At 71.4% G+C, this 26,123-nt stretch carries 23 protein-coding genes and 1 pseudogene; 10 read left to right on the top strand and 14 right to left on the bottom strand.

Annotation, left to right across the window (positions count from 1 at the left end; all coding sequences use genetic code 11):
• The gene (locus AC3CH1_RS10780; RefSeq protein WP_488462688.1) at positions 1 to 1,254 is read right to left on the bottom strand and encodes a helix-turn-helix domain-containing protein; all 1,254 of its coding nucleotides are present in this window, start codon (positions 1,252 to 1,254) and stop codon (positions 1 to 3) included.
• Positions 1,255 to 1,484: 230 nt separating this feature from the next.
• On the opposite strand from AC3CH1_RS10780, the gene AC3CH1_RS10775 reads away from it, so the two are divergent.
• The 3 genes from AC3CH1_RS10775 (at position 1,485) to AC3CH1_RS10765 (ending at position 4,451) form a co-directional block, all read left to right on the top strand.
• On the top strand, positions 1,485 to 1,913 hold the full coding sequence (locus AC3CH1_RS10775) for an ATP-binding protein (protein WP_488463468.1): 429 nt from the start codon (positions 1,485 to 1,487) through the stop codon (positions 1,911 to 1,913).
• Positions 1,914 to 2,472: 559 nt separating this feature from the next.
• A complete protein-coding gene (locus AC3CH1_RS10770; protein WP_488462687.1) occupies positions 2,473 to 3,669 on the top strand; it encodes a JmjC domain-containing protein in 1,197 nt (398 codons plus the stop codon).
• Entirely contained in the window at positions 3,603 to 4,451 is an 849-nt protein-coding gene (locus AC3CH1_RS10765; RefSeq protein WP_488462686.1) for an aldo/keto reductase, read from the top strand. The genes AC3CH1_RS10770 and AC3CH1_RS10765 overlap by 67 nt, the downstream gene beginning before the upstream one ends.
• Here AC3CH1_RS10765 and AC3CH1_RS10760 read toward each other — a convergent pair.
• From AC3CH1_RS10760 to AC3CH1_RS10745, 4 genes are all read right to left on the bottom strand, one after another.
• Entirely contained in the window at positions 4,439 to 5,302 is an 864-nt protein-coding gene (locus AC3CH1_RS10760) for a hypothetical protein (RefSeq protein WP_488462685.1), read from the bottom strand. The two genes, AC3CH1_RS10765 and AC3CH1_RS10760, sit on opposite strands and share 13 nt — an antisense overlap.
• Before the next feature lie 112 nt (positions 5,303 to 5,414).
• On the bottom strand, positions 5,415 to 6,581 hold the full coding sequence (locus tag AC3CH1_RS10755; RefSeq protein WP_488462684.1) for an alanine--tRNA ligase-related protein: 1,167 nt from the start codon (positions 6,579 to 6,581) through the stop codon (positions 5,415 to 5,417).
• Positions 6,582 to 6,874: 293 nt separating this feature from the next.
• Entirely contained in the window at positions 6,875 to 7,510 is a 636-nt protein-coding gene (locus tag AC3CH1_RS10750; protein WP_488462683.1) for a nucleoside/nucleotide kinase family protein, read from the bottom strand.
• A 76-nt stretch (positions 7,511 to 7,586) separates the two neighbouring features.
• The gene (locus AC3CH1_RS10745; RefSeq protein WP_488462682.1) at positions 7,587 to 8,231 is read right to left on the bottom strand and encodes a helix-turn-helix domain-containing protein; all 645 of its coding nucleotides are present in this window, start codon (positions 8,229 to 8,231) and stop codon (positions 7,587 to 7,589) included.
• A gap of 118 nt (positions 8,232 to 8,349) precedes the next feature.
• On the opposite strand from AC3CH1_RS10745, the gene AC3CH1_RS10740 reads away from it, so the two are divergent.
• Positions 8,350 to 9,015 carry a class I SAM-dependent methyltransferase gene (locus AC3CH1_RS10740; RefSeq protein ID WP_488462681.1) on the top strand — a complete coding sequence of 222 codons (666 nt, stop codon included), beginning with the start codon at positions 8,350 to 8,352 and terminating at the stop codon, positions 9,013 to 9,015.
• Positions 9,016 to 9,096: 81 nt separating this feature from the next.
• Here the strand turns inward: AC3CH1_RS10740 and AC3CH1_RS10735 are convergent, their stop codons facing one another.
• Positions 9,097 to 9,693 (bottom strand): DM13 domain-containing protein, encoded by a 597-nt coding sequence (locus AC3CH1_RS10735; RefSeq protein ID WP_488462680.1) that lies wholly within the window; start codon positions 9,691 to 9,693, stop codon positions 9,097 to 9,099.
• Positions 9,694 to 9,973: 280 nt separating this feature from the next.
• Here AC3CH1_RS10735 and AC3CH1_RS10730 point away from each other — a divergent pair, with 280 nt between their 5' ends.
• The gene (locus AC3CH1_RS10730; protein ID WP_488462679.1) at positions 9,974 to 10,171 is read left to right on the top strand and encodes a hypothetical protein; all 198 of its coding nucleotides are present in this window, start codon (positions 9,974 to 9,976) and stop codon (positions 10,169 to 10,171) included.
• Between the two features lie 7 nt (positions 10,172 to 10,178).
• Positions 10,179 to 11,291: a sensor histidine kinase gene (locus AC3CH1_RS10725; protein ID WP_488462678.1), complete on the top strand. Its 1,113-nt coding sequence runs from the start codon at positions 10,179 to 10,181 to the stop codon at positions 11,289 to 11,291.
• Here AC3CH1_RS10725 and AC3CH1_RS10720 read toward each other — a convergent pair.
• Positions 11,288 to 11,689 (bottom strand): VOC family protein, encoded by a 402-nt coding sequence (locus tag AC3CH1_RS10720; RefSeq protein WP_488462677.1) that lies wholly within the window; start codon positions 11,687 to 11,689, stop codon positions 11,288 to 11,290. The two genes, AC3CH1_RS10725 and AC3CH1_RS10720, sit on opposite strands and share 4 nt — an antisense overlap.
• Positions 11,690 to 11,897: 208 nt before the next feature.
• Positions 11,898 to 12,998, bottom strand: a complete 1,101-nt coding sequence (locus AC3CH1_RS10715) for a citrate synthase 2 (RefSeq protein ID WP_488462676.1) — start codon at positions 12,996 to 12,998, stop codon at positions 11,898 to 11,900.
• Between the two features lie 330 nt (positions 12,999 to 13,328).
• On the opposite strand from AC3CH1_RS10715, the gene pdxH reads away from it, so the two are divergent.
• The gene (gene pdxH / locus AC3CH1_RS10710) at positions 13,329 to 13,970 is read left to right on the top strand and encodes a pyridoxamine 5'-phosphate oxidase (RefSeq protein WP_488463467.1); all 642 of its coding nucleotides are present in this window, start codon (positions 13,329 to 13,331) and stop codon (positions 13,968 to 13,970) included.
• Positions 13,971 to 14,273: 303 nt separating this feature from the next.
• Here pdxH and AC3CH1_RS10705 read toward each other — a convergent pair whose 3' ends face one another.
• Positions 14,274 to 15,695, bottom strand: a complete 1,422-nt coding sequence (locus AC3CH1_RS10705) for a phytase (protein WP_488462675.1) — start codon at positions 15,693 to 15,695, stop codon at positions 14,274 to 14,276.
• 489 nt (positions 15,696 to 16,184) lie between these two features.
• Between AC3CH1_RS10705 and AC3CH1_RS10700 the strand changes: the two are divergent.
• Positions 16,185 to 17,647: pseudogene (locus AC3CH1_RS10700) on the top strand (PAS domain-containing protein).
• Between the two features lie 88 nt (positions 17,648 to 17,735).
• Here AC3CH1_RS10700 and AC3CH1_RS10695 read toward each other — a convergent pair.
• Positions 17,736 to 19,181 carry an eCIS core domain-containing protein gene (locus tag AC3CH1_RS10695; protein WP_488462674.1) on the bottom strand — a complete coding sequence of 482 codons (1,446 nt, stop codon included), beginning with the start codon at positions 19,179 to 19,181 and terminating at the stop codon, positions 17,736 to 17,738.
• Between the two features lie 238 nt (positions 19,182 to 19,419).
• Positions 19,420 to 20,175: an SIS domain-containing protein gene (locus AC3CH1_RS10690; protein WP_007454120.1), complete on the bottom strand. Its 756-nt coding sequence runs from the start codon at positions 20,173 to 20,175 to the stop codon at positions 19,420 to 19,422.
• 220 nt (positions 20,176 to 20,395) lie between these two features.
• Between AC3CH1_RS10690 and AC3CH1_RS10685 the strand changes: the two genes are divergently transcribed.
• Together AC3CH1_RS10685 and AC3CH1_RS10680 are read left to right on the top strand one after the other, a co-directional pair.
• Positions 20,396 to 21,088 carry an iron-dependent transcriptional repressor DtxR gene (locus tag AC3CH1_RS10685; protein ID WP_361875138.1) on the top strand — a complete coding sequence of 231 codons (693 nt, stop codon included), beginning with the start codon at positions 20,396 to 20,398 and terminating at the stop codon, positions 21,086 to 21,088.
• A 632-nt stretch (positions 21,089 to 21,720) separates the two neighbouring features.
• Positions 21,721 to 22,587 carry an alpha/beta fold hydrolase gene (locus AC3CH1_RS10680; protein WP_488462673.1) on the top strand — a complete coding sequence of 289 codons (867 nt, stop codon included), beginning with the start codon at positions 21,721 to 21,723 and terminating at the stop codon, positions 22,585 to 22,587.
• Here the strand turns inward: AC3CH1_RS10680 and AC3CH1_RS10675 are convergent, their stop codons facing one another.
• From AC3CH1_RS10675 to AC3CH1_RS10665, 3 genes are all read right to left on the bottom strand, one after another.
• Positions 22,588 to 24,225: a transporter gene (locus AC3CH1_RS10675; RefSeq protein WP_488462672.1), complete on the bottom strand. Its 1,638-nt coding sequence runs from the start codon at positions 24,223 to 24,225 to the stop codon at positions 22,588 to 22,590. It lies immediately after the preceding gene.
• A complete protein-coding gene (locus tag AC3CH1_RS10670; RefSeq protein WP_488462671.1) occupies positions 24,222 to 25,073 on the bottom strand; it encodes an ABC transporter ATP-binding protein in 852 nt (283 codons plus the stop codon). The genes AC3CH1_RS10675 and AC3CH1_RS10670 overlap by 4 nt, the downstream gene beginning before the upstream one ends.
• An 84-nt stretch (positions 25,074 to 25,157) precedes the next feature.
• Positions 25,158 to 25,844, bottom strand: coding sequence for a bifunctional DNA primase/polymerase (locus AC3CH1_RS10665; protein WP_488463466.1), 687 nt, complete (start codon positions 25,842 to 25,844; stop codon positions 25,158 to 25,160).
• Positions 25,845 to 26,123: the final 279 nt, after the last annotated feature.

Raw genomic sequence — 26,123 nt, 5'->3', positions numbered from 1 at the left:
CTAGGTACCTCCCCCAGGCGGGATGATGTCGGCCAGCAACAACATTCTTGCGCGTCGTGCGTCGTCGAATCGCTCCAGGTGCTGGCGGACCGGTGCGTGTGCTCTGTAAGGCACCAGGAGACGGCGCAGTGAGTCGAGCTGGCGCACTACACGCACGGAGCCCAGCGTGGGACTCGTGCTGAGGAGGTCGTTGCCGACGAGGAGGGCCGCATCGAGATTTCGGCGGGTTACGTGAATCCTGGCCAGCGTGATACGGCTCAGAGCCAGGGACCGTGCCCGGCGCTCCTCGCGAAGCCGTACGGCGCTCTCCGCGTGTAAGAGAGCCTGTTCGTATTGCTCGAGGTCACTCAGGATGAGCGCTGACTCACTAGCCAGAGCTGCTTCGTCGAACGGGCTCAGCCAGGGGTGCTCGTCGTCCGCCTGCGCCATGAGCGCGCTGCGGGCGTGCTCCAAGGCGCGGTGCGCCGCGCTGCGCTGGGAGGCTGCGGCGAGGGCACGCGCATGCATGGTGTGCAGACGAGCGGCAAGGGTGGGTAGGCAAGGTCCTCGTCCCACGAGTTCGAGGCCGGTCTGAGCCCAGTGCGCGGCCTGCGCCGCGTCGCCGACCTGGAGAGCGAGATGGCTATTGCTCGCGGCGACATGGGCGGACAGGGCAAGATCGCCCGAGGCGCGTGCCAACGGCAGCGCTCCGGAGAAGTGCTGTTTGGCCAGGTCGTCCTGGCCGGAGTCGTGAGCCATCCACCCGGCCATTTCTGTCAGGGCCGCTGCAGCGGCGAAGACGTGAGGGCCCCCGTTCGCCGCGACCAGACGTGGTGCGACGTGCGTGCCGAGGTGCTGTATCACTGCCTGGTAAAGCCGCCCTCCCCCTGTTTGCCTGTCAGCTGCACGAAAAGCGTTCATCGCGTCCAAGTCCGCGCTCGAAGGCGCGGCCTGGACGTGCAGCGTCTGCGTCCCAACAGCTGCAGGCTCCCACTCTCTGCGAGCAAGACCCAGAAGATGACCGGGAATATGGAGGGCATCCGCGATCTGCTCGAACAGAACGAGCTTCTCGACCCGGCTCTTGCCGTTCATGTAGTCGTAGAGCCGCCCCTGAGTGATCTCGGCCGCCGCGGCGAGCCGTCGGGTGCTGACCCCGCGGTGGTTGAGGAGGCGGAACAGCGTGCCCATGTCCCGGTCCGCGCAAGCTGTGAGCAGACGCACGTCGTCGAGCAGGCCCGCTACGACCTCGCGCGGGTCCATTGCCTGGCGGTCCATCGCCCGTCCCCCTACATGACGTCAGTCCGATGCTACGGGCAGCCATCGCTCGGTGACTCCATCTTGGGGTCACCTCACGGAGTCTCTTCTTGCCTTGCGTAAGCCGTTGACTGAATAACGGTCGCCCCGCGGGTCGCCGTTGCCTCTCGCGCGGGGGCTTGGAGAGAGCCCAGCCCTGCGTCCCCCGTCAGGGCTGGGTCGCCCATCTCCCAAGGAGACAGGTCGTGAGGATGATGACCGCCGCCCGATCGAGCGCGATCGGTGCGCCTGGCTACAGCGAGACCCTTCTGTGTCGACCCGAGTCCGCCCGCCGAGCGCGTCTGCTGGTGTCGACAGCACTGCAGGTTTGGGGTTTGCATGCCTGCACGGACTCGGGAGCGTTGATCGTCTCCGAGCTGGTCGCCAATGTCGTTACCCACACGCGATGCCGCCTGATGCCTGTCACCATCACCCGCATCGGGGGTTGCACAGTCCGGATTGCGGTAGCGGACACGTCCAGGTCGGTTCCGGCTATGTCTTCTCCAACTTGTGACGCCGGAAATGGCCGTGGCCTGTTGTTGGTCGACGCCCTGAGCGACCGCTGGGGGTACAGGCTCCACCGTGCGACCAAGGTCGTCTGGGCGGAACTGAGCAGCGAGTCTGACGAGGCTGAGAAGTGACGCGGCCGGCAACCGCCCACAGGGTCGCGTTGTGGCTCCTGTCGTCGGAAGAGTTGGCTGACGATTCTCGATCGGAGGGGAAAGTCGCAGTCGAGTCCCGGGAGCCGGACGCTGCTCTCTTCGCGCGCATCTTGGACGGTCTGCGCAGGAACGCTGTCGCTTCCGTATGACCTCAGAGTTTCCGCCTGCGGTCGATGCTGTCCGGCACGGGCGGATTGTCTCAACTCCCCGTTCACGGGAGCTGAGGAGACCTCCGCCCGCGTCCGGCCGGAGGAGCACTCGAAGAAGGAAGGAGCACGGCATGGCAGAGAACGCTTCACCATCTCCGCAAAGAAGCGGCCTTCTGGTGGCGGTCGAGGAACTAATCGCCGTCCACGACCGGTACGACAGCCTCCGATCGGATAACCAGGGGAGCTCCGGAGATTCACCGTGGCCGGGTGGCGACGGAAACCTGAACGACATCGAGTAGCACCGCAAGAACGCGGGGGCCGGCATGGCTTGCTGTGGCGGCCCCCGCCGATGGTCTGCGCCACGAAGTCCAATACATCAGGAGGCAGCGATGGAACACCGGCTGGTCCAAGCCCTTGAGAAGGCTCTCGGGTGGAACGGAGCTGAGGAACTCGGCACCAGCTTCGTGAGGGGGCACGTGGACGACCAAACCCTCGCCTCCCGCATCATGACCCCGAACCGCCTACTCGACATCGCCATGCGCAGGAGCCTGAACCGCCCCCAGCTCCGATGCTTCCGCCAGGGCGAGGAAGTTCACCCGGCCGTCTACTACACCGACAGCGTCAGCCCTCGTGGCCAGAGCATTTCCATGGTCAACATGCGCAGCCTGGGGTCTCTCCTCAAGGGAGGCGCGACGCTCATCCTGGACCAAGCCAACGTCTTCGACCCGACGATGGAGGTGGCGTGCAGGGCCCTCCAGTGGTGGTCGCGCGAGCGGGTACAGGTGAACGCGTACCTCACGACTAATGACGCCGCCGGATTCCCGCTGCACTGGGACGACCATGACGTCCTGGTCGTCCAGCTCGCGGGGGAGAAGGACTGGGAGGTGCGCGGCACTTCACGTAAAGCCCCGATGTACCGGGACGCGGACCCCAACATTACGCCGAGCGAGTCCATCGTTTGGTCCGGCACCATGAGGGCCGGCGACGTCATGCACATCCCGCGTGGACACTGGCACCAGGCCACTCGTACCGGCAGCGGTTTGGGGAAGAGCCTTCATGTGACGTTCGGTATCACCAAACGCACGGGAGCCAGCTGGCTCGCGTGGCTCGCCGACTGGTCCCGCGAGCAGGAGATCTTCCGGCACGATCTCGACCGCTCCAGCACGGTCGGCGACCGCGCCCTCGTCGACGCCGCAGCCGGGCTTATGGGCGAGCGACTCCCGGGCGACTTCCTGGCAGCGTACGAGCAGGAGACGGTGCCCTCACGGCACGTGCCGTTCCTCGATATCTTCGGCCCGCTGGAGGCCGTGGTGTGCGTCACTCAGTTTCCACCCCGAGTGCAGGAGAATGGAGGGACAGTCGATGTCCTGACCTCGGGAAAGAAACTCACCCTCACCGCCCAGGCGCTTCCATCGCTGCGTCTCTTGCTGAGTGGCAAGCCCGTTCACCTGGACCAAGCGGCCTCTTCGAGAGGTGCCGAAGTCGCTGAAGTAGCAGCGATTCTGGTGGAGGAGGAGATATGTGCACCGCTAACCCCCGAATTGTCCTCGGGTTACACCGGTCTCGTCACCAGCGCTCCATCCTGACCAAGGCCGTAGACCTCGGTGTCACGGCGATCGACACCAGCGCCAACTACCTCAGGTTTCAGTCTCACAAGGTCCTTGCCGAGGTAGCCGGAGACCTGCTTCCGAACTTCTCGGTATCCACGAAGATCGGCTACTTCTCCGTCGGCGGGACTTCGATGCACTCGCTCGACCCCGATCGCCTCCGTGCCGCCTTGGAGAGCGCCGTTCGTGAGCTGGGCAGGGAACCGGACCTAGTCTTCCTGCACAACCCGGAACACAGCCTCGCCGAGGTCTCCGAGAAATCCGCGCTGAATCTCCTGGGCGATGCCTGCTCCGTGCTTGTGGACGCCACCGCGCGTGGCCTCTGCGGGGCTTGGGGGATCTCATCATGGGATCCACGGCCGCTGATCAACCTGGCGCATCGGCAGTTTCCTCGCCCAGATGCCCTCATGCTCCGGGCAGGGCTCCTGGTCGGTGCCGATGTCCTCCACGCGGGTGAGCAGTTCGCCTCACGCGTCGACCCTTCAGCCGTGTGGGGCATGAGCCCCTTCGCAGGCAACACAGCCGACCGGGTGTGGGCCAAATTCGATCCGCGATTGTTCCTGCGTGCTCCAGAACGGGCCAGCAGGACCCAGGCTGCCTTCCGCGTTGCCTTCCACCTACCCGCAGCAGCCAGGGTTGCGGTTGGCTCCAACAACGCGGAGCATCTGAGTGAGTTGGTCGGATCGCTCGCTCACGGAGTGAACGCCGAGGCTGTCGCCGAGTACCGCCGCCTACTGATGCGAGCACGTCAGGAGGCATGAAGCTCGCCGACGATCCGAACGGCTTCCTCACGGGCCGGCACCAGCCGCGGGTCGGCTTCGTGCGCGTACGGACCGACGATCTTCGCGCAGATCAAGAGAGCCATCAGCCGGCCGGACCTGCTTTCCAGGTCCGGCCGCCGCTCGTTCCATACACGATCCGCAAGAGCCGGTACGGCCAGAGCGTTCCCCCACAGGGTCGCCGCGTCCAGCCCTCTCGGCGCGGTCCCCCAATCCTCCCAGTCGATGATGCAGAACTCGGGGCCGCCCATGACGTTGGCCCAGGTCAAGTCAGCATGGGCCGTGGTCCACTCGTCTACGGTGAGGTCGGCGACCTCAGGGAAGACGTGCCGGATGGTCGCCTCCACGAGGCCCTGCGTGATCGACTCGGTGTCCGGTGTCGCGATGCGAGGAGTGGACTGCGCAGCGAGTGCGTCCAGCGACGCGTTCAGGCCGCCCCACCATGTGTCCGCCAGCTGAGGGTCCTCGACCACCAAGGCCGCTTGTCCGACGGGAGCCCCGGCGACGAACTCTGTCTCGTCGGCCCGCCACATGACCGGTTCCCGCGTGTCCCGCCAAGTCAGCCCTGCGTGCCATCGGGGCATGGCCACCCCGCGCAGAACTACGGCTGTCTCCGGCCCGTTGCCGCCCTGGGCCGCGATCCGTTGAAACGATCGCCGCTCCACCCGCACCCACGTGTTCCGGTCCGTGCGCCCTCCGACGGACCGCCGCTTCCGGATGACCGCGTCCCGATCAATCCGGACCTGCAGGGACCGCTCCACGTGGTCGAGCACGTCACCGACCGGCTCAACCCTCAGGTCAACAGCACGCGCAGAATGCCCCGACAACGTCATGGCCGGACCGTAGCAAATTGCGCTACTCGGGTAGGTAGCCTTCTCTCAGCCACCAGGGATGTGTTGCGGGTGGGCAGCTCGCGGCCGGGGTTGGGCGATCCGCTTCACGCCCTCACTCCTCGCGCAGGCTCAGGACCAGCTCGCGGGGCAGTCCATGGGTGTCGTGGAGGTAGTGGAAGTCCTCCTCGGTCAGCGGGCCTTGGAACCGGGGCTTGGCGAGCACCCCCCGGCCGCGCTCCAGGAGTCCGCGGAACCGGTGTTCCTCTTCGAGGAGCATTCCGAGCACGTCGCCCGGGCGCAGGTCCTGCCGGAAGTGGTCCAGGGTGTGCTCGACCAGTTCCTCCGGCAGGTCGCCGACGCAGCGCGAGGGATCATCGCGCCACAGCACGGTGAGTACCCGTCGTACCAGGCGGCGCAGCACGTAGCCGCGCCCCGTGTTGGCCGGGCGTACGCCGTCGCCGAGCACCACGACGGCCGAGCGGAGGTGGTCGCAGACCAGGCGCAGTGACGGCTCGTCCAGCGGCCAGAGGGCGGGTACCAGGTGACGCCAGGGGGAGAAGAGGTCACAGGCGAAGACGGACGGCTTGCCCTGGAGCAGGGAGGCCAGCCGCTCCAGGCCGAGGCCGGTGTCGACGTTGCGCTGGGGGAGCGGGACGAGGGAGCCGTCGCCGAGGCGGCGGTGGGTCATCGTGACGTGGTTCCACACCTCGACCCAGCGGTCGTCGCGGGTGGGCGTCGACCGAGGCGGGCCTTCGCCGGTCCACAGGAAGATCTCCGAGTCGGGGCCGCAGGGGCCGGCCGAGCCGTTCGGCCACCAGTTGTCCTCCACGGTGAGTTCCACGGGGACGCCGAGGCCCTGCCACAGGTCGACGGAGGCGGTGTCCGGACCGGTTCGGCCGTCACCGGCGAAGGCGGTGGCGTGCAGCAGACCGGGATCGACGCCCAGGCCCTCGGTGAGGAACCCGTACCCCCAGTCGAGACTGAGCGGGCCCCCGTAGTCGCCCAGCGACCAGGTGCCGAGCATCTCGAAGACCGTCAGGTGTGTGGTGTCCCCGACCTCGTCCAGGTCCGTGGTGCGCAGACAGCGCTGTACGTTCACCAGTCGCCGGCCCAGCGGGTGGGGGCGGCCCTCCAGGTACGGCGTGAGCGGGTGCATGCCGGAGGTGGTGAAGAGTACGGGGTCGCCGTCGGGCGGCAGCAGGGTCGAGCCGGTGATGCGGCGATGGCCGCGCTCCTCGTAGTACTCGACGAACGTGCTGACCAGCTGGTCCGTACGCATGGGTGGGGCTCCTTCGCGTTGAGGCGGGGAGGCACCGGAGAACGGGACCGTTCGGTCACCCGGCCGGGGCCAGGGGCGCCACGGCACTGCCGACGGACCGTTTCCGGTCGCCGGGGGGAGAGTGAAGGTCAGGCGGCGGCAACCGGCGAGCTGGTCGCTCGCGCGGTCGCGGTGGTGCTGAGGCCGGTGACGTTCATGCGGTCGAGCCTAGCGTGGTCCTCGCGCCGGAGCACCCGGATTCTCCAGCCCGCGCACCGGCCGACGCGATCACCCCGCGAAGGAGAGCAGCGCGGTCAGTTCGTGATCAGCGGTCGCGCGAAGTCCGTGTTGTCCACCACCGCGTCCATCTTCGGCAGTGGGTCGACCTCCCTGAGGTAGAGACGTTCCGCCACCAGGTAGCGGTCGCGGTGGATCGCCTCCGCATCCGAGCCGGCCCAGTTCCGGTCGCGTTCCGCGCCCCGGCGAACGGAGAGTTCGGCGTCCACGTCCATCCAGATGCGGAAGTCCCAGTACGTGTCGATCTCGGGCCGGAACGCGAAGACTCCGTCCACGATCAGCACCGAGTCCGGGTCGAGCGGGGCCGTCTCCGTCGCGTGGCTCTTCTGCGTCAGCGGGTCGATGGAGCACAGCGTGCAGGAGTCCGCCGCCGGGTTCCGGCAGGGGTCCAGCAGCAGGCGGCGGGCCGCTTGGTAGTCGTACGCGTTGCGGTAGTAGCCCTCGCCCGACTCCCGGTCGTAGAGGTGGCGGTCCTTCCACGGGTTCTTGTAGTCGTCCAGTGTGGCCCGGAGCACCGGGCGGCCCGACTCCGCTATGCGCTCGGCCAGTTCGTGGCCGAAACTCGTCTTGCCCGCTGCGGTGAAGCCGTCGATGCCCACGAGCAGGCGGCCCGGACCGATGGTCAGAACGCGTTCCGCGAGTGCTTCCGTCAAGGCGCTGCGATCGGCCGACGCCGGTGCCGGACAGGGCTGTTGCCAGGTCGAGGGGGAGTAGTGGACGGGTGCCGCGTCAGTGGGTCGCATCGGCTGATCCTCCCAAAGGCCCCTGGCGGGCCCTCAGGTGGGCCCGTTCGCCCTGGTGGCCGAAGAGGACCAGGAGTTCCACCGTCCGGTCGTCGCCGGGGCCGAGCCAGTGCGGCACGTGGGTGTCGAACTCGGCCGCCTCGCCCGGCTTCAGGACCAGCGTCCGTTCGCCCAGGATCAGTCGCAGCCGCCCGGCCAGCACGTACAGCCACTCGAAGCCCTCGTGGGTCCGCAGGGTCGGCTCGGTGTCCGGGCCCGGCGGGATCAGCAGTTTGTGGGCCTGGACGCCGCCGGGGCGGCTGAGCGGTACGTAGGTGAGGCCGTCACGGGTGACCGGGCGGAGGTGGATGCGCGGGTCGCCGGTGCGGGGTGCGCCCACCAGTTCGTCCAGCGGCACCGCGTGGACCTCCGCCAGCGGCAGCAGCAACTCCAGGGTCGGCTTGCGCGTGCCGCCCTCCAGACGGGACAGGGTGCTCTCGTTGATCCCGGTCCGCTCGGCCAGCTCGGCGAGGGTCATCCCGTGCCTGCGCCGCAGGTCGCGGAGGCGGGGGCCCACCGCGGCCAGGACGCCGTCCTTGGCCTTGCCGGTGTCCTTGGGCGTCTGTCGTACCGCGTCTTCTTCGGCTGCCATGCCTGCCAGGTTGCCGAAACGGCATGGGAGCTTGCAAGGGTGGCAGGCCGCGGCGCACCTTTCTGTCCAGCGGGGCGGCTCGTCCGGAGCGGCCTCCACGGGCATGAAGGGAACAGCCATGGGCAGCGACACCACCGGCGTCACCGACTCCGCCGCCTTCTGGGAGAACCACTACGCCGGCGTCGACGCACAGTGGGGCACCCGCCCCAACGCCGTCCTCGCCGAGGTCCTCACCTCCCTGGCCCCCGCGCCGGGCGGCGGCGGACGGGCGCTGGACCTGGGGTGCGGGCACGGCGGGGACGCGCTCTGGCTCGCCTCGCTCGGCTGGGACGTCACCGCCGTCGACGTCTCGTCCACCGCCCTGGGCAGGGTCGCCGCCGGGGCCGCCGCGGCCGGGCTGACCGAACGTGTCCACCCGAGCCGGCACGATCTGGCCCGGACCTTCCCCGACGGGACCTTCGGTCTGGTGACCGCCAGCTATTTCCACACCCCTGTGGAGATCCCCCGCGAGCAGGTACTCCGGCGGGCCGCCGGGGCCGTCGCCCCGGGCGGCCTGCTCGTCCTGGTCGAGCACGCCTCGCTCGCCCCCTGGTCCTGGCGGGACGGCCACGAGGACGTACGCTTCCCCGCCCCCGACGACGTGCTCGCGTCCCTGCGGCTCGGCGACGGATGGCGGACCGAGCGGTGCGACGCGCCCCGGCGGACCGCCACCGGGCCCGGCGGTGAGACCGCGACCGTGACCGACAACGTCATCGCCGTCCGACGCGCCGACACCCGGGACTGAGCCGCCCTCGGGCGTGACAGGCGGACGTCCGCCGGACCGGGGTCAGGCAGGGGCGAGTTCGGCCGCCCCGGCAGGCCGGAGTCAGGCGGGGGCGAGTTCGGCCGCCCCGAAGGAGACGCTGAACCGGGCGCACCAGATGCTCACGCCGGTGAACTCGTCGAGGTCGACGCCGGCCGGCAGGGCGTAGTTCTGGTCGCCCTTGTTGCCCTTGAGCTTGCCGAGACTCTCGTAAGCGCCGTCGTCGAACACGCTCCAGCCCTCCCTGCCTTCCTTGACCGGAGCGTCGGTGATCCAGACGTGCAGATCCGGGCCGTTGCTGGTGTCCAGGCCCTCCAGGCGCAGCGTGCGCGAGCCGTCGGGCAGGCGGACCACCTTGACCGTGCCCCTCGTGCGGTGTTCGTGGCTGATCAGCTCACCCGTCGCCAGCGTCTCCGGTCCCGGCGGCGCCGTGGACCGGGAGGCGCCGGGGGAAGGCGGCGCGGTCTCCGGCGGGGCGGTGGGGACGGCCAGTTCCTCGCGTACGGTCTCGTCCTGCCACAGCTTCCACGGCTGGAACCAGTACAGACCCACACCCACGGCCAGCGTGACGGCGATCAGCGCGGCGGCGAGCACCGGCCCGCGCGATCGCGAGCGCCGTCGCTTCGGAGCGTCCGCGTGCCGCGGATCGTGCGTGGTCATGGTCTCGCCTCTCTGTCGGTGCCGGTCGTCGGGTGCGAGCCGTGACCCGGTGTGCGTCGGTACGGGAAGGACGCCCGCGCGCCACCGGACCCAGTGGACGCGCCCGAACAGGGCCCACCAGGGTCTTCGTACGCCGACTCGGGTTCCCGGTCGCCTTCACGATGGTGGCATTCACCCTACGAAGGCGAAGTGGGCACAAGGGGCTTCGAGTTCTTACGAAAGCGGGACGTCGACGGCTGGACCAGGGCCGGACGCCGCCGACCGGTGCGAGGCTGGGGCCATGCAGACACCACCGCCGGACGCCGGGCTCCGCGTGCTCGTCGTGGACGACGGCCCGGCCGTGGCCGTGGCCGTCGCGGGGCACCCGGGCCGCGCCGGCCATGAGGTCACCCGCGCCGACGACGGACCGGCGGCCCCGGCGTGCGTCGCGCGGCACAGATCCGGCCGGCCGGGGCACTCCACGACGACCGAAGGCTGACGGACCCGTGCTGGACATACTCATCATCGCCCTGCTGGCCTTCTTGGGCGCCGCGGTGGCCGGTCTGCTCGGCGCCCTGGCGCTCCGGCTGCTGCGTCACCGTTCCCTCGTGGTCACACTCACGGTCGTCGCTGCCGTCGCGGTCCTCGCGATGCTGCTCGGAACCCTGGCCGTGGCCTGGGAGATGTTCCTGTCGCCGCACGACCTGAACGTGATCGTGATCGTCGTGGCGATGGCCGCCGTCGTCTCCCTGGCCACCGCGCTGCTGCTCGGCCGCTGGGTGGTCGCCCGCAGCCTGGCCCTGACCGAGGCGGCCCGCTCGTTCGGCGACGGCGGCAGCTTCGCCGCGCCCGCACAGGCTGCGACAGCGGAACTGATGGCGCTGAGCGCGGAGTTGGAGTCCAGCAGCGCCAAGCTGGCGGAGTCGAGGGACCGTGAACGCGCCCTGGAGGCATCACGGCGAGAGCTGGTGGCCTGGATCTCGCACGATCTGCGTACGCCGCTCGCGGGTCTGCGCGCCATGTCCGAGGCCCTCGAGGACGGTGTGGCCGCCGACCCCGACCGCTATCTGCGCCAGATCCGCTCCGAGGTCGAACGCCTCGACACCCTGGTCGGCGACCTCTTCGAGCTGTCCCGCATCCACGCGGGCGCCCTCGCTCTGAGCCGCGCCCGGATCTCCGTCTACGACCTGGTCGCCGACGCCATGGCCGGGGCCGACCCGCTCGCCCGGGAGCACGGAGTACGCCTGGTCGGCGAGGCGGTCGACAGTGTGCCGGTGGAGGTCGACAGCAAGGAGATGAGCCGCGTTCTGGGCAACCTCCTGGTGAACGCGATCCATCGCACTCCCTCCGACGGCACTGTCGCGGTGGCCGCGCGACGCACCGACGACGGTGTCGTCCTGTCCGTCACCGACAGTTGCGGCGGTATCCCCGAGGAGGACCTGCCGCGCGTCTTCGACACCGGCTGGCGCGGCAACCACGCCCGTACGCCGCCTGCGGGAGCGGGACTCGGCCTGGCCATCGTGGCGGGCATCGTCGAAGCCCACCAGGGCCGGGCCGCCGTACGCAATGTGATGGGCGGCTGCCGCTTCGAAGTCACCCTGCCCACGACGCGTGCTTAGGACCGGCCCGGGGCCGGGTCGTTCACGAACAGGCAGAACGGATGGCCCACCGGGTCGAACAGCACCCGTACGTCGGGCTCCGGCTGGAATTCCGCGGGTGTCGCGCCCTCCGCCACCGCGTGGGCCACGCCTGCCTCCAGGTCCGTCACCTCGAAGTCCAGGTGCAGCATCATCAGCTGGTCGCCGGGGGACGCGGGCCAGACCGGAGGCACGTACGCCTTCTCCGTCTGGAAGCCCAGGCCGGAGCCGCCGCCCGGCGGGAGCAGCTTCACCCAGTCCGGCTCCTCCTGCACCGGCTCCCACCCCAGGAGGCGGCGGTAGAAGTCCGCCAGCTCCGCCGCGTCCGGGGCGTCGAGCACCGTGCTGGAGAGGGTCAGGGACGGTCGGGGGGTGGTCACGGTGAGCCTCCTCGTGCCGGAGATGAGGTCGAGATGCGCCGGGGTCTGTCTGCCGGCGTCTGTCGACGTGTGCCGGCGTCTGCCGACGTGCGCCGCGTCTGCCGGCGTCTGCCGACGTGTGCCAGGTTCTGCTTCTGCCGACGTGTGCCGGTACGCATACCCCGTACCCGCGCGTTCATCAGCCGCGAGCCCCCGCGTCCGCCCCCTCTCACCCCGTGATGTCGTCGTACCCGTCGATCTCGCGCGGGTCCCGCGTCCCCGGGCCGACGTACGTCGCCGACGGGCGCACCAGACGCCCCGTGCGCTTCTGCTCCAGGATGTGCGCCGACCAGCCCGCCGTACGGGCACAGGTGAACATCGACGTGAACATGTGCGCCGGGACCTCCGCGAAGTCCAGCACGATCGCCGCCCAGAACTCCACGTTCGTCGCCAGGACGCGGTCCGGACGCCGTGCGTGCAGCTCCTCCAGCGCCGCCTTTTCCAGCGCCTCCGCCACCTCGAAGCGCGGGGCGGCCAGCTCGCGGGCCGTGCGGCGCAGGACGCGGGCCCGGGGGTCCTCGGCGCGGTAGACGCGGTGGCCGAATCCCATCAGGCGTTCGCCCCGGTCCAGGGCCTGCTTCACGTAAGCGCTCGCGTCGCCCGTACGCTCGATCTCCTCGATCATGCCGAGGACCCGGGACGGGGCGCCGCCGTGCAGCGGGCCCGACATCGCGCCCACCGCACCGGACAGGGCGGCCGCGACGTCCGCGCCCGTCGAGGCGATGACCCGGGCCGTGAACGTCGAGGCGTTCATGCCGTGCTCGGCCGCCGACGTCCAGTACGCGTCGACCGCCTTCACATGCTTCGGGTCCGGCTCGCCGCGCCAGCGGATCATGAACCGCTCCACCACCGACCGCGCCTTGTCGATCTCGCTCTGGGGCACCATCGGCCGCCCCTGGCCGCGCGCCGACTGGGCGACGTAGGACAGCGCCATCACAGCCGCCCGCGCCAGGTCGTCGCGGGCGGTCGCCTCGTCGATGTCCAGCAGCGGCTTCAGACCCCAGACGGGGGCCAGCATCGCCAGCGCCGACTGCACGTCGACCCGGATGTCACCGGAGTGCACGGGGAGCGGGAACGGCTCGGCGGGCGGCAGCCCGGGGTTGAACGCCCCGTCCACCAGCAGGCCCCACACGTTTCCGAACGAGACATGGCCGACGAGATCCTCGATGTCGACCCCGCGGTAACGGAGCGAACCGCCTTCCTTGTCCGGTTCGGCGATCTCCGTTTCGAATGCGACGACTCCCTCAAGGCCGGGTACGAAATCGGACATCAGGCGGCTCCCTCGGTTCGGCGGGCGGCGGGCGGGCGGCAGACCCGTTCGGCGGCCGTGGCGTACGGAGTGTGCACGTACCCGAAGGTGCGTGCGTGTACCCGGGAGGCCGCCGCTGTGCGACATCCACAGGGGCCTGCCCCAAGATATTGGCGGGTTCCCACGGAGCGGGGAAGCGTGACATCCGGCACAGGGCTCCCTTTCGGCGGTGCGTGGTTACGGGCCCTCCCCGCCGGGCACACTCCGTCGCTGCGGCAGGATGGGCCTGTGCCCACACCAGACGATTCCTCGGGATCCCTCCCCGACGATTGCACCACCGATCCGGCGGCGATGCGCGAGCAGTACCGCTCGGAGGACTTCACCGAGCACGACCTCAGCCCCGATCCGATGGACCAGTTCGCCCGCTGGTTCCGGCAGGTCGCCGTCGGCGGGGTGCTGCACGAGCCCAACGCGATGATCGTCTCCACCGCCGCTCCGGACGGCCGCCCGTCCTCGCGCACCGTGCTCCTCAAGCAGTACGACGAGCGGGGCTTCGTCTTCTTCACGAACTACGACTCCCGCAAGGGCCGCGAGCTGGCCGCCAACCCGTATGTCTCGCTGCTGTTCCCCTGGCACCCGATGGCCCGCCAGGTCATCGTCACCGGCACCGCCCTGCGCACCTCCCGCGAGGAGACCGTGGGCTACTTCCGCACCCGCCCGCACGGCTCCCAGCTCGGCGCGTGGGCCAGCGCCCAGTCCACCGTCGTCGCCTCCCGCGAGGAGCTGATCCGCCGGTACGAGGGGCTGGCCGCCCGCTACCCCGAGGGCGAGAAGGTCCCGGCCCCGCCGCACTGGGGCGGCTTCCGGGTGGTGCCCGAGACGATCGAGTTCTGGCAGGGGCACGAGAACCGGCTGCACGACCGGCTGCGGTACGTGAGGGAGGGCGACGAGCCGGGCGCCGGGAAGTGGCGCGTGGAGCGGCTCTGCCCGTGACCCTGCCGCTGTGAGCTGTGAGCTGTGAGCTGTGAGCTGTGAGCGGCGTGCGGGGCCGGGAAACGCAGAAACCCGCAGGCTCTGGTTCCTCCGTGCACAGAGGAGCCGGCCGGACTTACCGGCGAGCCTGCGGGTCGGTGACTGCTGGGGATTGGCCGGCGTCCGGCCTGCACTGCAGAAAGAGTGCGACGACGGGCGTCAGCCCGCAGTCACCTCACGAGTCCGAGAAGAAATCACTTCTTGAACACCTCCTTTCCTGTGTGCCCACAGCCTAGGAGCGTCCCGGATCGCGGTTCAACCGATTTATTCGGTGACTTTCTCCGCGCCGATTTTTCCCCTGGTGCCCGTGAGGCCCAGCGCTCCCCGGACCTTCCGCAGATCGACGAACTTGAAGCCGGTGGCCTCCCGTCCGTCCTGCGCCGGGGTGGCGCTGCCGTCCTGGACGACGAGCAGGCCGCCCGGGTACCGGCTGCCGAGCGGTTCGGCTCGCACCGCCGCGCCGTCGCACACCTCGGACCCGTCCAGCGTCGCCGAGGCCGCCGTCACGCGGAAGCCGCCCGCGTACCCGGGGAGGGCCCTGTTCTCGCCACCCGCCCCGTTCTCGCTGCCGGCCCGGCGGGCGTACGCGGCGAAGGTGTCGTCGCCCTGACTGGAGGCCAGCAGATACCGGTCGCCGTTCCGCCCGGGGAGCAGGGTCAGCCCCTCCACGTCGGCCGAGATCCGCGTGCCGCCGAAGCCGGGGTCCTCGCCGGGGGCGCACTCCTCGCTCTCCTCGTCGTACGTCCCCGGCACGCCGTACTCGCGGACCTTGTCGACCAGCGCCGGCTTCCCCCGCAGGTCGGCGGGCATCCGCCAGATGCCCACGTCCTCCTGGCCCGCGTAGAGCGTGCCGTCGGCCGGGTCGACCACCATCCCCTCGACCTGGGGCAGCTCGCCCGGTTCGCCGCACGGCGTCCAGGACGTGCCGTCGGGCAGCCGGAAGGCGGAGGGCAGGTCGAGGCTCCGGACCTTGCGGTACGTCACGGTGCCGGACCGGGTCGGGAGCAGTTCCAGCAGCGCGACCGAGGTGCGGTTGCGCCGGCTGGCGAGGGCGTACGCACGGCCGCTGCGGCGGTCCGTCCAGGTGGCCAGGCCGTACGCCGTCGCCTGCTCGTTGACCTCGTCCTGGTCGGCGGAGAACACCCGGGGCGCGGCCGGGTCGGTGACGTCGGTCAGCGGGCCGCCCGGCCGGGACGGATCGATGCGGTGGACGCGCAGCCGGTCGTGGCCGCGGTCGGAGGTGACGGCCAGGTCCGCCGTCCCGCCCCCGGAGAGCCGCAGCCCCTGGACCAGGTCGACGTTGTTGAAGCGGCCCGGGGCGTCGTCGGGGCCGGGCGCGGGCGGCGCGGGGAGCGACTGCACCGGGCGGGCGTCCAGATCGTAGACCCGCAGCCCGCCCTCCTTGGCGGTGGCTATCACCAGGCTGTCGTCCGGAGAGGCGGGATTGCGCCAGATCGCGGGGTCGTCCGCGTTGGCGTTGCCGCCCTGCTCGTCGTCGTACAGCGTGGCGGTCTCGGCGCGCGGGGTGACGGCGGGAAGCGGCAGGGGGCCGCCCTGCCGCGCGGCCGGAACCAGGGGCGCGGCGGGCGCGGGCGCGGCGGCGACGAGTGTCCCGAGCGCGGCGCAGACGACGAGGGCGGTCGTCGCCCGCGTCGCTGTGGGACGTGCGGTGCGGAAGGGCGTCACGGAGGAGCTCCTTGCGGTCGAGGGTCGGAGGAGCGGGGTCGGGAGCGGCAGAGCGGGCGGGAGGAGCTATGCGGGCGGGCGGGGCCGTGCGGGCCGGGAAGGGCCGGGCCGGGGCGTCCCGGGGCGACCCGAGGCGGGGGCGAAGACGCCCCGAGGCGTACGAGGGCGTGTGCGAGGCGTGTGCGAGGCGTGTGCGAGGGCGAGGGCGACCCAAGGATGGGCGGGGGCGGTGGACTCCGCGTGACGTCGTCACCACGCACCGCCGTGCCGCCGGTGAACTCCCCACGCCGAGGGATCGACGGGCCCGGCCGCGTTCGCTCGCGCTGTGGCGTGAAAGCGATGGGCAGCGAGGGGAGTCCGCCGGTGGGAGAAAGGATTTTCGGCGAAGTTGATGTGTGCTGGGTCACGTTCGAGTTGAATGGTCTGACGTGCAGCAATACACGCGGCGACGCGTGGGAGAACAGCCGACACGTGGCGCGGGGGTGCGGAGTGGGTGCTTTCAGCAGCAGCGGGACCACCGACGAGCTCGGACCGGACGAGGATCCCGGCGGCGGGTCACCCGGGCGCTCCGCCGACGCCGCGTCCCGGCCGGCGAGGGCGGGATCCCCGGGGAGCCTCCCGGGTCCGAACTGCTGGCGGCGTTGCTCGACGGCATGGACGCCGCGCTCTGCGCGTTCGACGCGGCCGGCACGGTCACCCACTGGAACCGCGAGGCCGAACGCGTCCTCGGCTGGACGGCGCACGAGGCCGTGGGACGTAACGGCTTCGCGGGGTGGGCGGTGCGCAGAGCCGACGCGGACGAGGTGCGGGCGCGGCTGATGTCGGCCATGGACGCGCCGGGGCGGCAGGTGCACGAGTTCGCGCTGCTGCGCAAGGACGGCGGCCGGGTGCTGGTGCGGACCCAGTCCTCCGGGGTGCGCGGCGCGGACGGGAAGCCCGCCGGGGTCTACTGCGCGTTCAGCGAGGTGCACGCCCAGATCGGCCTGGAGCGGGCCATCGCGCTGAGCGAGGCGCTGCTGGAGGACGTGTCCTGGGGTGTGGTCCTCGTCGACGTCGACCTGCGTCCGACGGTCGTCAACGCGTACGCGGCCCGTGCGCTCGGCGGGGGCCGCGCCGCTCTCCTCGGCCGTCCGCTCGGCGAACTGGTGGTCCAGGGCGTCGAGGAGCTGGAGGCGGCCCTGCAGCATGTGCTCGCCGAAGGCGCTCCGACCGCCCCCGCCGAGCTGTGGGTGACCCTGCGGACGGCCGAGGGCGAACGGCGCCGGTGCTGGCGCAGCGGGTTCCTGCGGCTGGCCTCGCCGCTGACGGAGGAACCGGTCCCGCTCGGGGTGGGATGGCTGTTCCGGGACGTCACCGCCGCGAAGCTCGCCGAGCAGGAGGCCGACCGGCTGCGGTTCCGGACGAGCCAGCTGCACCGCGCCGCCCGTACGGCCGCCGAGTGCGAGGACCCGATGGAGGCGGCGACCGCCCTGCTGGACTTCGCGCTCGCCGGGTTCGCCGACCACGTCCTGGTCGACCTGGTGGCGGGCGATCCGTCGACGGGCGATGCGACGGCGGGCGGGCGCCTGGTGCGTACCGCGGGGACCCCTTCGGACGGGCCCGGCCCGTGTCTGCTGGTCGCGGGCGGCTCGATCCCCGTCCGCTACGGCCCCGGGCACCCGGCCCTCCAGGCGCTCGAGCGCACCGGCTCGGTCCGTACGAGCGCGGGCGCCGGGACCTCCGGCGGGCCGGAGTGGGCGACCGAGCGCCGCTGGCCCGGGGACGCGGCCCACGCCCTGTGCACGGTGCTCCGGAGCCGGGGGCGGACGCTGGGCGCGCTGACGTTCCTGCGCGCGGCGAACCGGGCCGCCTTCGAACGTGCCGACGCGGCGTACGCGGAGACGGTGGCGGCCCGGGTCGCGGGAGCGTTCGACCTGGCGCGGGCGGTGCGGCGGGCGGCCACCGCCACCTGAGGCCCTCCCGGGAGAGCCTCTCCGGGAAAGCCGGTGTACACGTTCATCCCGGTGGTCGAGGACGCCTGCCGCGCGGGCCCGCCGACACTCAGTTCTGGAACGCGGCCTTCCGGAGGTCCCTGATCCTCGTGGCCTCCGCGAGCTTCTGCGGCCCCGGGAATTTCTGCAAATGGGCCCCCATGGCGACCGGGTCCTGGATCGACAGCAGGAACTCGGCGATCTCCTCCCTCGCGACCACGTCGCGGAACTCGCTCGCGGTCAGGGGGACCACGCCCTGCGCCGTCGAATCCCTCCGCTCGATCCCCACGATGTCGTAGGGCGCGCCCTGCTGCGCGATCCAGCCCTGCTCGGAGCCCGTGGCGCCCTTCATCAGGTACTTCCGCTTGATCCGGATGGTGAGCATGTATCCGTACCGGGCTTCGGACGCGAACTGTCTCGCTATCGCGGGGTCCGTGGAGAACTCGATCAGCTTCGCGGTCTCGTCGTTGCGGGTTTGATGCTTGTAGCCCTCGACGTGCTCGGCGTCGGGCCGTGTGGCGTTCGCGTCCGGAGCCTTGACCATCTTGGGGAGGCTGATGAACGAGCCGCTGATGATCTCGTTCTGGAGGTGTTTCCTCTGTGTGGGCGTCACGCCGCGCATCAGGACGACCTCCTGTTCGCTGTCCTCGGGCAGCGAACCGACATGGGCCTCGGGGCTCAGGGGCGAGACCGGATCCTCCGGGGCGATCCGTCGACCGGCCGCCTCCGCCTGCTCCTCGCCGTCCGTCATCCGCTGGACGGCACCGTGCGAGCCGTTCGCCGCGCCGCGGGGGGCGGTGACGGACGGGGCGGTGCGCACCCCCGCGGCGTAGGCGGCGCCGTCCTTCTCGGCCGCCCGCTCGGAACCCTGCTTGGGGTCGGTGACGGTGACCCCGGCGCCGTTGCCGTGGCCCTTCTCGGGCACGCCCTTGAGGTTCTTGTCCACGTGGCTCAGCTCGTGACCGATCAGCTTCTCGTCGCTCGCGGCCCCGGAGGAGAGGAAGATGTGGTTGCCGACGGTCATGGCCTGGGCCCCCATCGCCGCCGTGGCGCGCTGGGCCATCGCGCCGCTGTGGAGGCGGGTGGAGGCGAGGGCGTCGTTCTGGTAGAACGCCCCGGCCTTCGCCACCACCGAGGAAGGCAGGGGAGCGCTCGACGAGTTCATGGCGGAGGCCAGCAGGGCGCTCTGGCCTTCCGGAGTGGTGTCCGGCACCCTCTCGTGGTCGTGATGGCGGTGTTCGTCCTCCGCGGCGCGCGCGACACCGCTGCCGCCCGGGGCGCGCTGTACCCGAGCTTCCCGCGCCGGGTGCCCGCACTCGGGACCGTGCTGATGCCGGTCCCCCGCTCCCCGGTGCCCGGCCTGCCGCAGCATCGCGACCACCGTCTCGTTCCCGACGGTCCTCTGCAGGTCGGGCATCCGCTGTGCGGCTGTTCCGGCGGATGCGGGCGTCGTGCGCGGCCGGCCGGGCGCCGGCGACTTCCCCGCTGCGGTGTCGTCCTCACGGGCTAGTCTCATGCGTTTTCCTCCGACGATCACAGGCGGGCCAACCGCCTCACGCTCGCACGGAGTCCGGGTGGGTTCCCAGGGCCCGGGGGGCAGACATGCGGCACTCCCGGTCCCCGGAGGGCCGCACCGGCGGGGAAGACCGGCAGGAGGTGGCCGTACCCGGCCAGGATCGGGAGGGGCACGGCCACCTCCTGCCCGGCGGGGCGCCGGGACAGAGGAGTCCGCGCCCCGCGCCGCGCGCAGGCGTTCAGTGGCGGTAGAAGATCCGGTCCCGGTACTCCGTCATGACCCGGCCGTTCCACTCGTGGCCGCCGTCGACGTTGCCCGAGCGCAGCATCGGCGGCTCGACGCCCCGGGCCACCAGCTGCTCCACGGCGGCGGCCAGCATCGCCTGCATGATCGCGCTGGTCACCACGGTCGAGGCGGGGGCGAAGGGGGCGTCGACGCCGGGGGCCGTCAGCTCCGCGTCGCCGATCGCGATCTTGCTGTCCAGGACGATGTCGCAGTGGTCGCGCAGGAAGCCGCCCGAGGCGTGCCGGGAGCGGGTGCTCTCCGCGTACGCGACCGAGGTGAGGCCGATGACCTTCAGTCCCAGGGCGCGGGCGTTCTGCGCCATCTCGACCGGCAGGGCGTTGCGCCCCGACAGCGAGACGATCACCAGGAGGTCCCCGGCGGTGGCGGGGCTGGAGTCCAGGACGGCCGAGGCGAGCCCGTCGACCCGCTCCAGCGCCGAGCCGAGCGTGGCCGGCATGACGTCCACGCCGACCACGCCGGGCACGGTGAGCAGGTTCATCAGCGCCAGGCCGCCCGCGCGGTAGACGACGTCCTGGGCGGCCAGCGAGGAGTGGCCCGCGCCGAAGGCGAAGAGTCTGCCGCCGGACTCGACGGTGTCCGCGACGGCCGCGCCGGCGGCGGCGATGCTGTCCGCCTCCTCGTCCCGCACCCGCGTCAGCAGGCCGATCGCCGCATCGAAGAACTGACCGGCCAGCTTGCTGTCGCTCATCGGGGGAGCCCTTTCGACGGGGGATGCGGCGGTGCGGAATGCCGGTGCCGCCGATCACGTTGCGGTCTGGACCAGTGGACTGTCAATAGCGCCTCGTGGCCCCCGCCACACGCACTTCCCCCCGTCTTCCACCGGGGCGGCACGGTTGTCGGCGCTATGCGTCAGAATTGGTGCAGGGCCATCGCACGACGTTTTCTAGTCACAGCATCGAGGGGCACGTATGTCCGGACTGATCGACACCACGGAGATGTATCTCCGCACCATCCTCGAACTGGAAGAGGAAGGCGTGGTCCCCATGCGCGCCCGCATCGCCGAACGGCTGGACCAGAGCGGTCCGACCGTCAGCCAGACGGTGGCCCGCATGGAGCGCGACGGACTGGTCCAGGTCGCGGGGGACCGCCATCTGGAGCTGACCGAGGAGGGCCGCCGCCTCGCCACCCGCGTCATGCGCAAGCACCGGCTCGCCGAGTGTCTGCTCGTGGACGTCATCGGCCTGGAGTGGGAGCAGGTCCACGCCGAGGCCTGCCGCTGGGAGCACGTGATGAGCGAGGCGGTGGAGCGGCGGGTGCTGGAGCTGCTGCGCCACCCGACGGAGTCGCCGTACGGGAATCCCATCCCGGGCCTGGAGGAGCTGGGCGAGAAGGCCGGGGCCGACCCGTTCCTGGACGACTCCATGGTGAGCCTGGCCGAGCTCGACCCGGGCACGGAGGGCAAGACCGTGGTCGTGCGCCGGATCGGGGAGCCGATCCAGACCGACGCCCAGCTGATGTACACGCTGCGCAGGGCCGGGGTGCAGCCCGGGTCCGTCGTCAGCGTGACGGAGTCGCCCGGCGGGGTGCTGGTCGGCTCCAGCGGGGAGGCGGCGGAGCTCGACTCCGAGGTCGCCTCGCACGTCTTCGTCGCCAAGCGCTGACCCGGCTGCCGCCCGATGCTGACGCGTTCGTCGCCCGGTATCGGCCCGGTGGCCGCCCGCGCGTCGGCCGCGGCAACACAACCGTGATGTGCGCTCGCCGATTTCCGTCCGGAACGCCAGCGGCCGGACGCGTCACATGCCAGGCTGAGGCCAGGCAGAGGACCTGAGGGTGTCGGCCGGCTCCGGTCGGCACGGTCGGGGAGGGAGCAGGGAATGCGCCCGTCGTACCAACGCGCGCACCGCACGGTGCCCGGCGCGCTCCTCGACGCCCTGAGGAATGCCCTGATCCCGGCAGGTGCGGGGCCCTTCGCGCCGCTGCCTGCCATCGTTGTCGAGGATGTCGGGCGCGGTGCCCGGACAGGGGGCGGCCCCGGCGTCCGAAGGCGCCGGGGCCGTTCCTCCCCTGTGCTGACCCGGAGCCCCGAGCTCTCAAGGTCAGTTCCCGCGGGCCCCTGTCCCCGAGCGGCCCGCCTCCCGCTGAAGATCTCCCCAGGCCGGTCGGCATCAATCCTTGACCGGTGTCACTCGAACGTGGGGTCTTCGGTGGCGGAACCTGTTCTCGAATAAGCGTTCGATAGTCTGGTGGGGTGCGACCACACGGTGATCGAGGACCAGAAGGGGGTGCCAGGACTATGGTGCGGCGCATCGATGTGACCGGAACCGACGGCGTACGCCTCGCGGCATGGGAGTTCGCCGATCCGCCCAAGGAGCGCGCGGAAGCGGACACCGCGCCCGGCGTCTTACTGCTGCACGGACTGATGGGCCGGGCCTCGCACTGGGCCCCGACCGCCCGCTGGCTGGCCGAACGGCACCGCGCGGTCGGCCTCGACCAGCGGGGCCACGGCCGCAGCGACAAGCCCGCCGACGGCCCGTACAGCCGCGACGCCTACGTCTCCGACGCCGAGGCCGCGATCGAACAGCTCGGGCTCGGCCCCGTCACCGTCGTCGGCCACGCGATGGGAGCGCTCACGGGCTGGCAGCTCGCAGCCAAGCGCCCCGACCTCGTCCGCGCCCTCGTCGTCTGCGACATGCGGGCCTCCGCTCTCGGGGCGGCCTCCCAGCGCGAGTGGAGCGACTGGTTCGACTCCTGGCCGCTGCCCTTCGCCACCCTCGCCGACGTACGGAAGTGGTTCGGCGAGGACGACCCCTGGGTGGAGCGGCCGAACCCCTCCCGCGGCGAGTTCTACGCGGAGGTGATGGCCGAGCGGGAAGACGGCTGGCGCCCCGTCTTCTCCCGCCGCCAGATGCTGCGCACCCGCGCCACCTGGGTCTTCGACGCCCACTGGGAGGAGCTGGCCCAGGTCCAGTGCCCCGCCCTGGTGCTGCGCGGCCTCGACGGGGAGCTGGGCCGCGCCGAGGCCCAGGAGATGGTCCGGGTCCTGCCCCGCGGCCAGTACGCGGAGGTGGCCGACGCGGGCCACCTCGTCCACTACGACCAGCCGGAGGGCTGGCGGGCCGCGGTCGAACCCTTCCTGGAACAGCTGAGGGCTGTCCCGTAATCAGCCCTTGCCGACCGCCGCCAGGATCTCCGGCAGCCGGGCCGCCGTGCGCCGCGCGGCGATCCGCAGCCCGGCCCACCCGACGAGCGCCCCGTACACGAGCCCGCCCGGCACCAGGAGCCACAGCGCGTCGTGGCGGTCCGTGACGTGCATCCAGACGGTCGGCACGATCACCGGCGCGGCCAGCAGCGCGGCGGCCACCATGCCGCCGAGGATCGAGATCCAGGCCAGGCCGCCCTGCCCCGGCGCCACGTTCTTGAACGCGCCCTCCTGCGGAATCGAGTACGGGAACAGCGCCGAGGCCACCGCGCCCGTCGCCAGCATCGAGCCCAGCAGCGCGAACGACAGGCCGAGCGCCCCCGGCAGCGCCTGCCAGTCACCGATCACCGCCGCCGTCACCGCGCAGACGACCAGCGTGAACGGCAGGGTGAGCAGCAGCAGGACCAGCGCCCGCGCCCGCAGTTCGACGTACGCGTCCCGGGGCGAGGAGATCGTCAGCGCCACCATCCAGAAGGCCGAGGTGTCCTGGCCGAACTGGTTGTACATCTGCATGCCGAGCATCCCGGCCGCGAAGCACGCGAAGTAGACCGAGCCGGTGCCCTGGACCGCGTTGAGCAGCGGCACGATCGCCCCGACCGCCAGCGCCGTCACCCAGGCCGCCTTGGTCTTCGGGTCCCGGGCCACGTACCGCAGGCCGCGCTGCATCACCGTCGCGGTGCGGCCCTCCGGCAGCAGCGCCGACAGACCGCCCCGGCCGGACTCCTCGCAGGCCGGCTCCGCCGCCGCCAGGGTCGAACCGTCCGGCGAGGTCATCAGCCTCACCAGGGTCCGCCGCCACATCCACATCAGCGCCGCCAGGGCCGCCACCGTGATCAGGAGCTGGGCGAGGGCGACCCCGTACGCACCGTCCGAGGCCGCGTCCACCGACGCCACGGCGGAGGCGCCGGGCAGCCAGCGGACCACGTCGCCCGCCGGTTCCAGCGTGGACAGCCCGCCGGCCCGACCGAGCCGCTGCGCGCCGAAGTTGACGAACTGGATGCCCACCGCGATCACCAGCCCGCTGAGCACCGCGAGGTCGCGGCCCTTGCGGGAGTTCAGCAGCCGGACGTTGGCCGTGGCCACCGCCCGGGACAGCGCCACGCAGAGCAGCATCGTCAGCGGGACCGCGAGCACCGCGAAGACCACGCCCGCCGCCCCGTGCGCCGTCGCGATGACCGAACCGGCCACCAGGCACAGGGTGAACAGCGGGCCGATGCCGATCATCGAGGACACCAGCAGGGCCCGGACGAGCGGCTCCGGCCGCAGCGGCAGCATCACCAGCCGGGTCGGGTCGAGGGTGTCGTCACCGCTGGGGAAGAACAGCGGCAGCACCGCCCAGCCGAGCGCCACGACACCGGCCAGCAGCACCACGACGGTGCCCGCGTGCTCGTTGCCGCGCAGCAGCACCAGGCCGAGCACCTGACCCGCGGCGAGCAGCAGCGTGAAGACCAGGGAGGCGACGAACACCGCCTTGCGCCCGGAGGACTGCCGCAGTCCGTTGCGCAGCAACGTCCACTTGAGCCGGACGAAGATCGGGGTCAGGCCCGTCGTCGGCCCCGCCGGGGCGGCCGACGTGACCGGGGCGTCCAGCACGCTCATCGGGAGCCGCCCAGCCAGTCGAGGGAGTCGCCGGCGTCCCGGCCGCCCGCGCCGACCAGTTCGAGGAAGGCGTGTTGCAGCGAGGGGGCGTCGCCGCGCACCTCGGCCAGGGTGCCCCGCGCCTTGATCCGGCCCGCCGCCATCACGGCGACCCAGTCGCACAGCGACTCGACCAGCTCCATCACATGGCTGGAGAAGACCACGGTCGCCCCGGACCGGGTGTAGCGCTCCAGCACCCCCCGGATCGTCTGCGCCGAGACGGGGTCGACGCCCTCGAACGGTTCGTCCAGGAAGAGCACTTCGGGGTTGTGGAGCAGCGCCGCCGCGAGCCCGATCTTCTTCCGCATGCCGGTCGAGTAGTCCACGACCAGCTTGTGCTGCGAGCCCGCGAGATCCAGCACGTCCAGCAGCTGGGTGGCCCGCTTGTCCACCTCGTCGCCGGGCAGGCCCCGCAACCGCCCGTTGTAGGCGAGCAGTTCACGCCCCGAGAGCCGCTCGAACAGCCGCAGCCCCTCCGGCAGCACCCCGATCCGGGACTTCACCTCGACCGGGTCCGTCCACACGTCGTGGCCCGCGACCTCGATCTTGCCCATGTCGGGCCGCAGCAGCCCGGTGACCATCGAGAGCGTCGTCGTCTTGCCCGCCCCGTTGGGCCCCACCAGGCCGACGAACTTCCCCGCGGGAAGCTCCAGATCGATCCCCGCGACGGCGACCTGGTCCCCGAACCGCTTCCACAGCCCCTGTACGCGGACGGCGGGCCGCGCCTCCTGGGCACCGCCCGCCGTCAGGTCCTTCGCCGCGTCCGTCTCCGCGCCTGTCTCCGTACGTGCATCTGCCCGGTCCGGCATGGCACAGCCTTTCGATATCCCCATAGATGGGGACCACCCTACGAAAGGCCTGTCCGGAGCCCCGGGAGACGCCGTCCGGGCGCTCTACGGAACGCGCGTACGGGCGTCGGCCGCCTCCCGTGCGCAGGCGTACGCCAGGGGGCTGATCAGCTCGTCCACATCGGGCAGCCAGCGGTTGGCGTGGGTGGGCTTCCGCGCCCACTGCACGGCCCCCCGGGCGCCGACCCGGGTGGGCGGCGCGGCGACGTAGTGGCCCTCGCCGCGGCCGGTCAGATCGATCGCCCCGGCGTCCCAGCCGAGCCCGCGCACCAGCTCGGAGGTCTTGGCGGCGGCGCCCGGCAGTACGAAGAACAGCATCCGGCGGTCGGGTGTGCGGGTGACCGGGCCCAGCGTCAGGTCCATCCGCTCCATCCGGGCCAGCGCCAGGAACCCGGCGGACTCCGGGACTTCCAGCGCGTCGAAGGTCCGGCCGGTCGGCAGCAGCACCGAGGCGCGGGGCTGCCTGCTCCACATGCGCCGGGCGGCGGCCCCGCTGCCGGTCGCCCGGCCCGCCCAGTCGGTCCGGTCCGCGTGGGCCCCCGGCAGGGCGCAGTCGGCGTCGCCGCACGAACACCGCTCCCCGCCGCCCACCGCCTCCAGCCAGGCGCCGGGGAACACGTCCCAATGACGCTCTTCCGCATACCGCACCGCGGCGTCGAGCAGGGGCTCACCCCGCTGCTGAGGGACCTGTGCGGCTTTTGTGACTCCGATGGGCTCTTCCACGCCGTGCACAACTCCCGCCGTCACCTGGGGTTACGGCCTCCCCTGAACCGGGGCCCGGCGCATCGATCCCGCACGCGGGGCGCATCGGTGCACGGGTGGGGGCGCGCGTGAGGCGTCGCACCGAAGGGCGGGTAACCACCTCCAGGACCGCCGCCCGGGGCCGCTCCCGGCCCTCCGCGACGGAGCAACGCGCCATGGCCGTACCGAATGCCGATGGAATATGCGCATTTCTTGAGTATGTGACGGGCAGTGATCACTTCCACCGATCACTGCACATAACCGATGCTT

The sequence above is a fragment of the Streptomyces sp. MGP-P1 genome, assembly GCF_057766565.1.
Note: the sequence above shows the minus strand (reverse complement) of the source record. Positions and strands in the feature narration are given on the sequence as shown.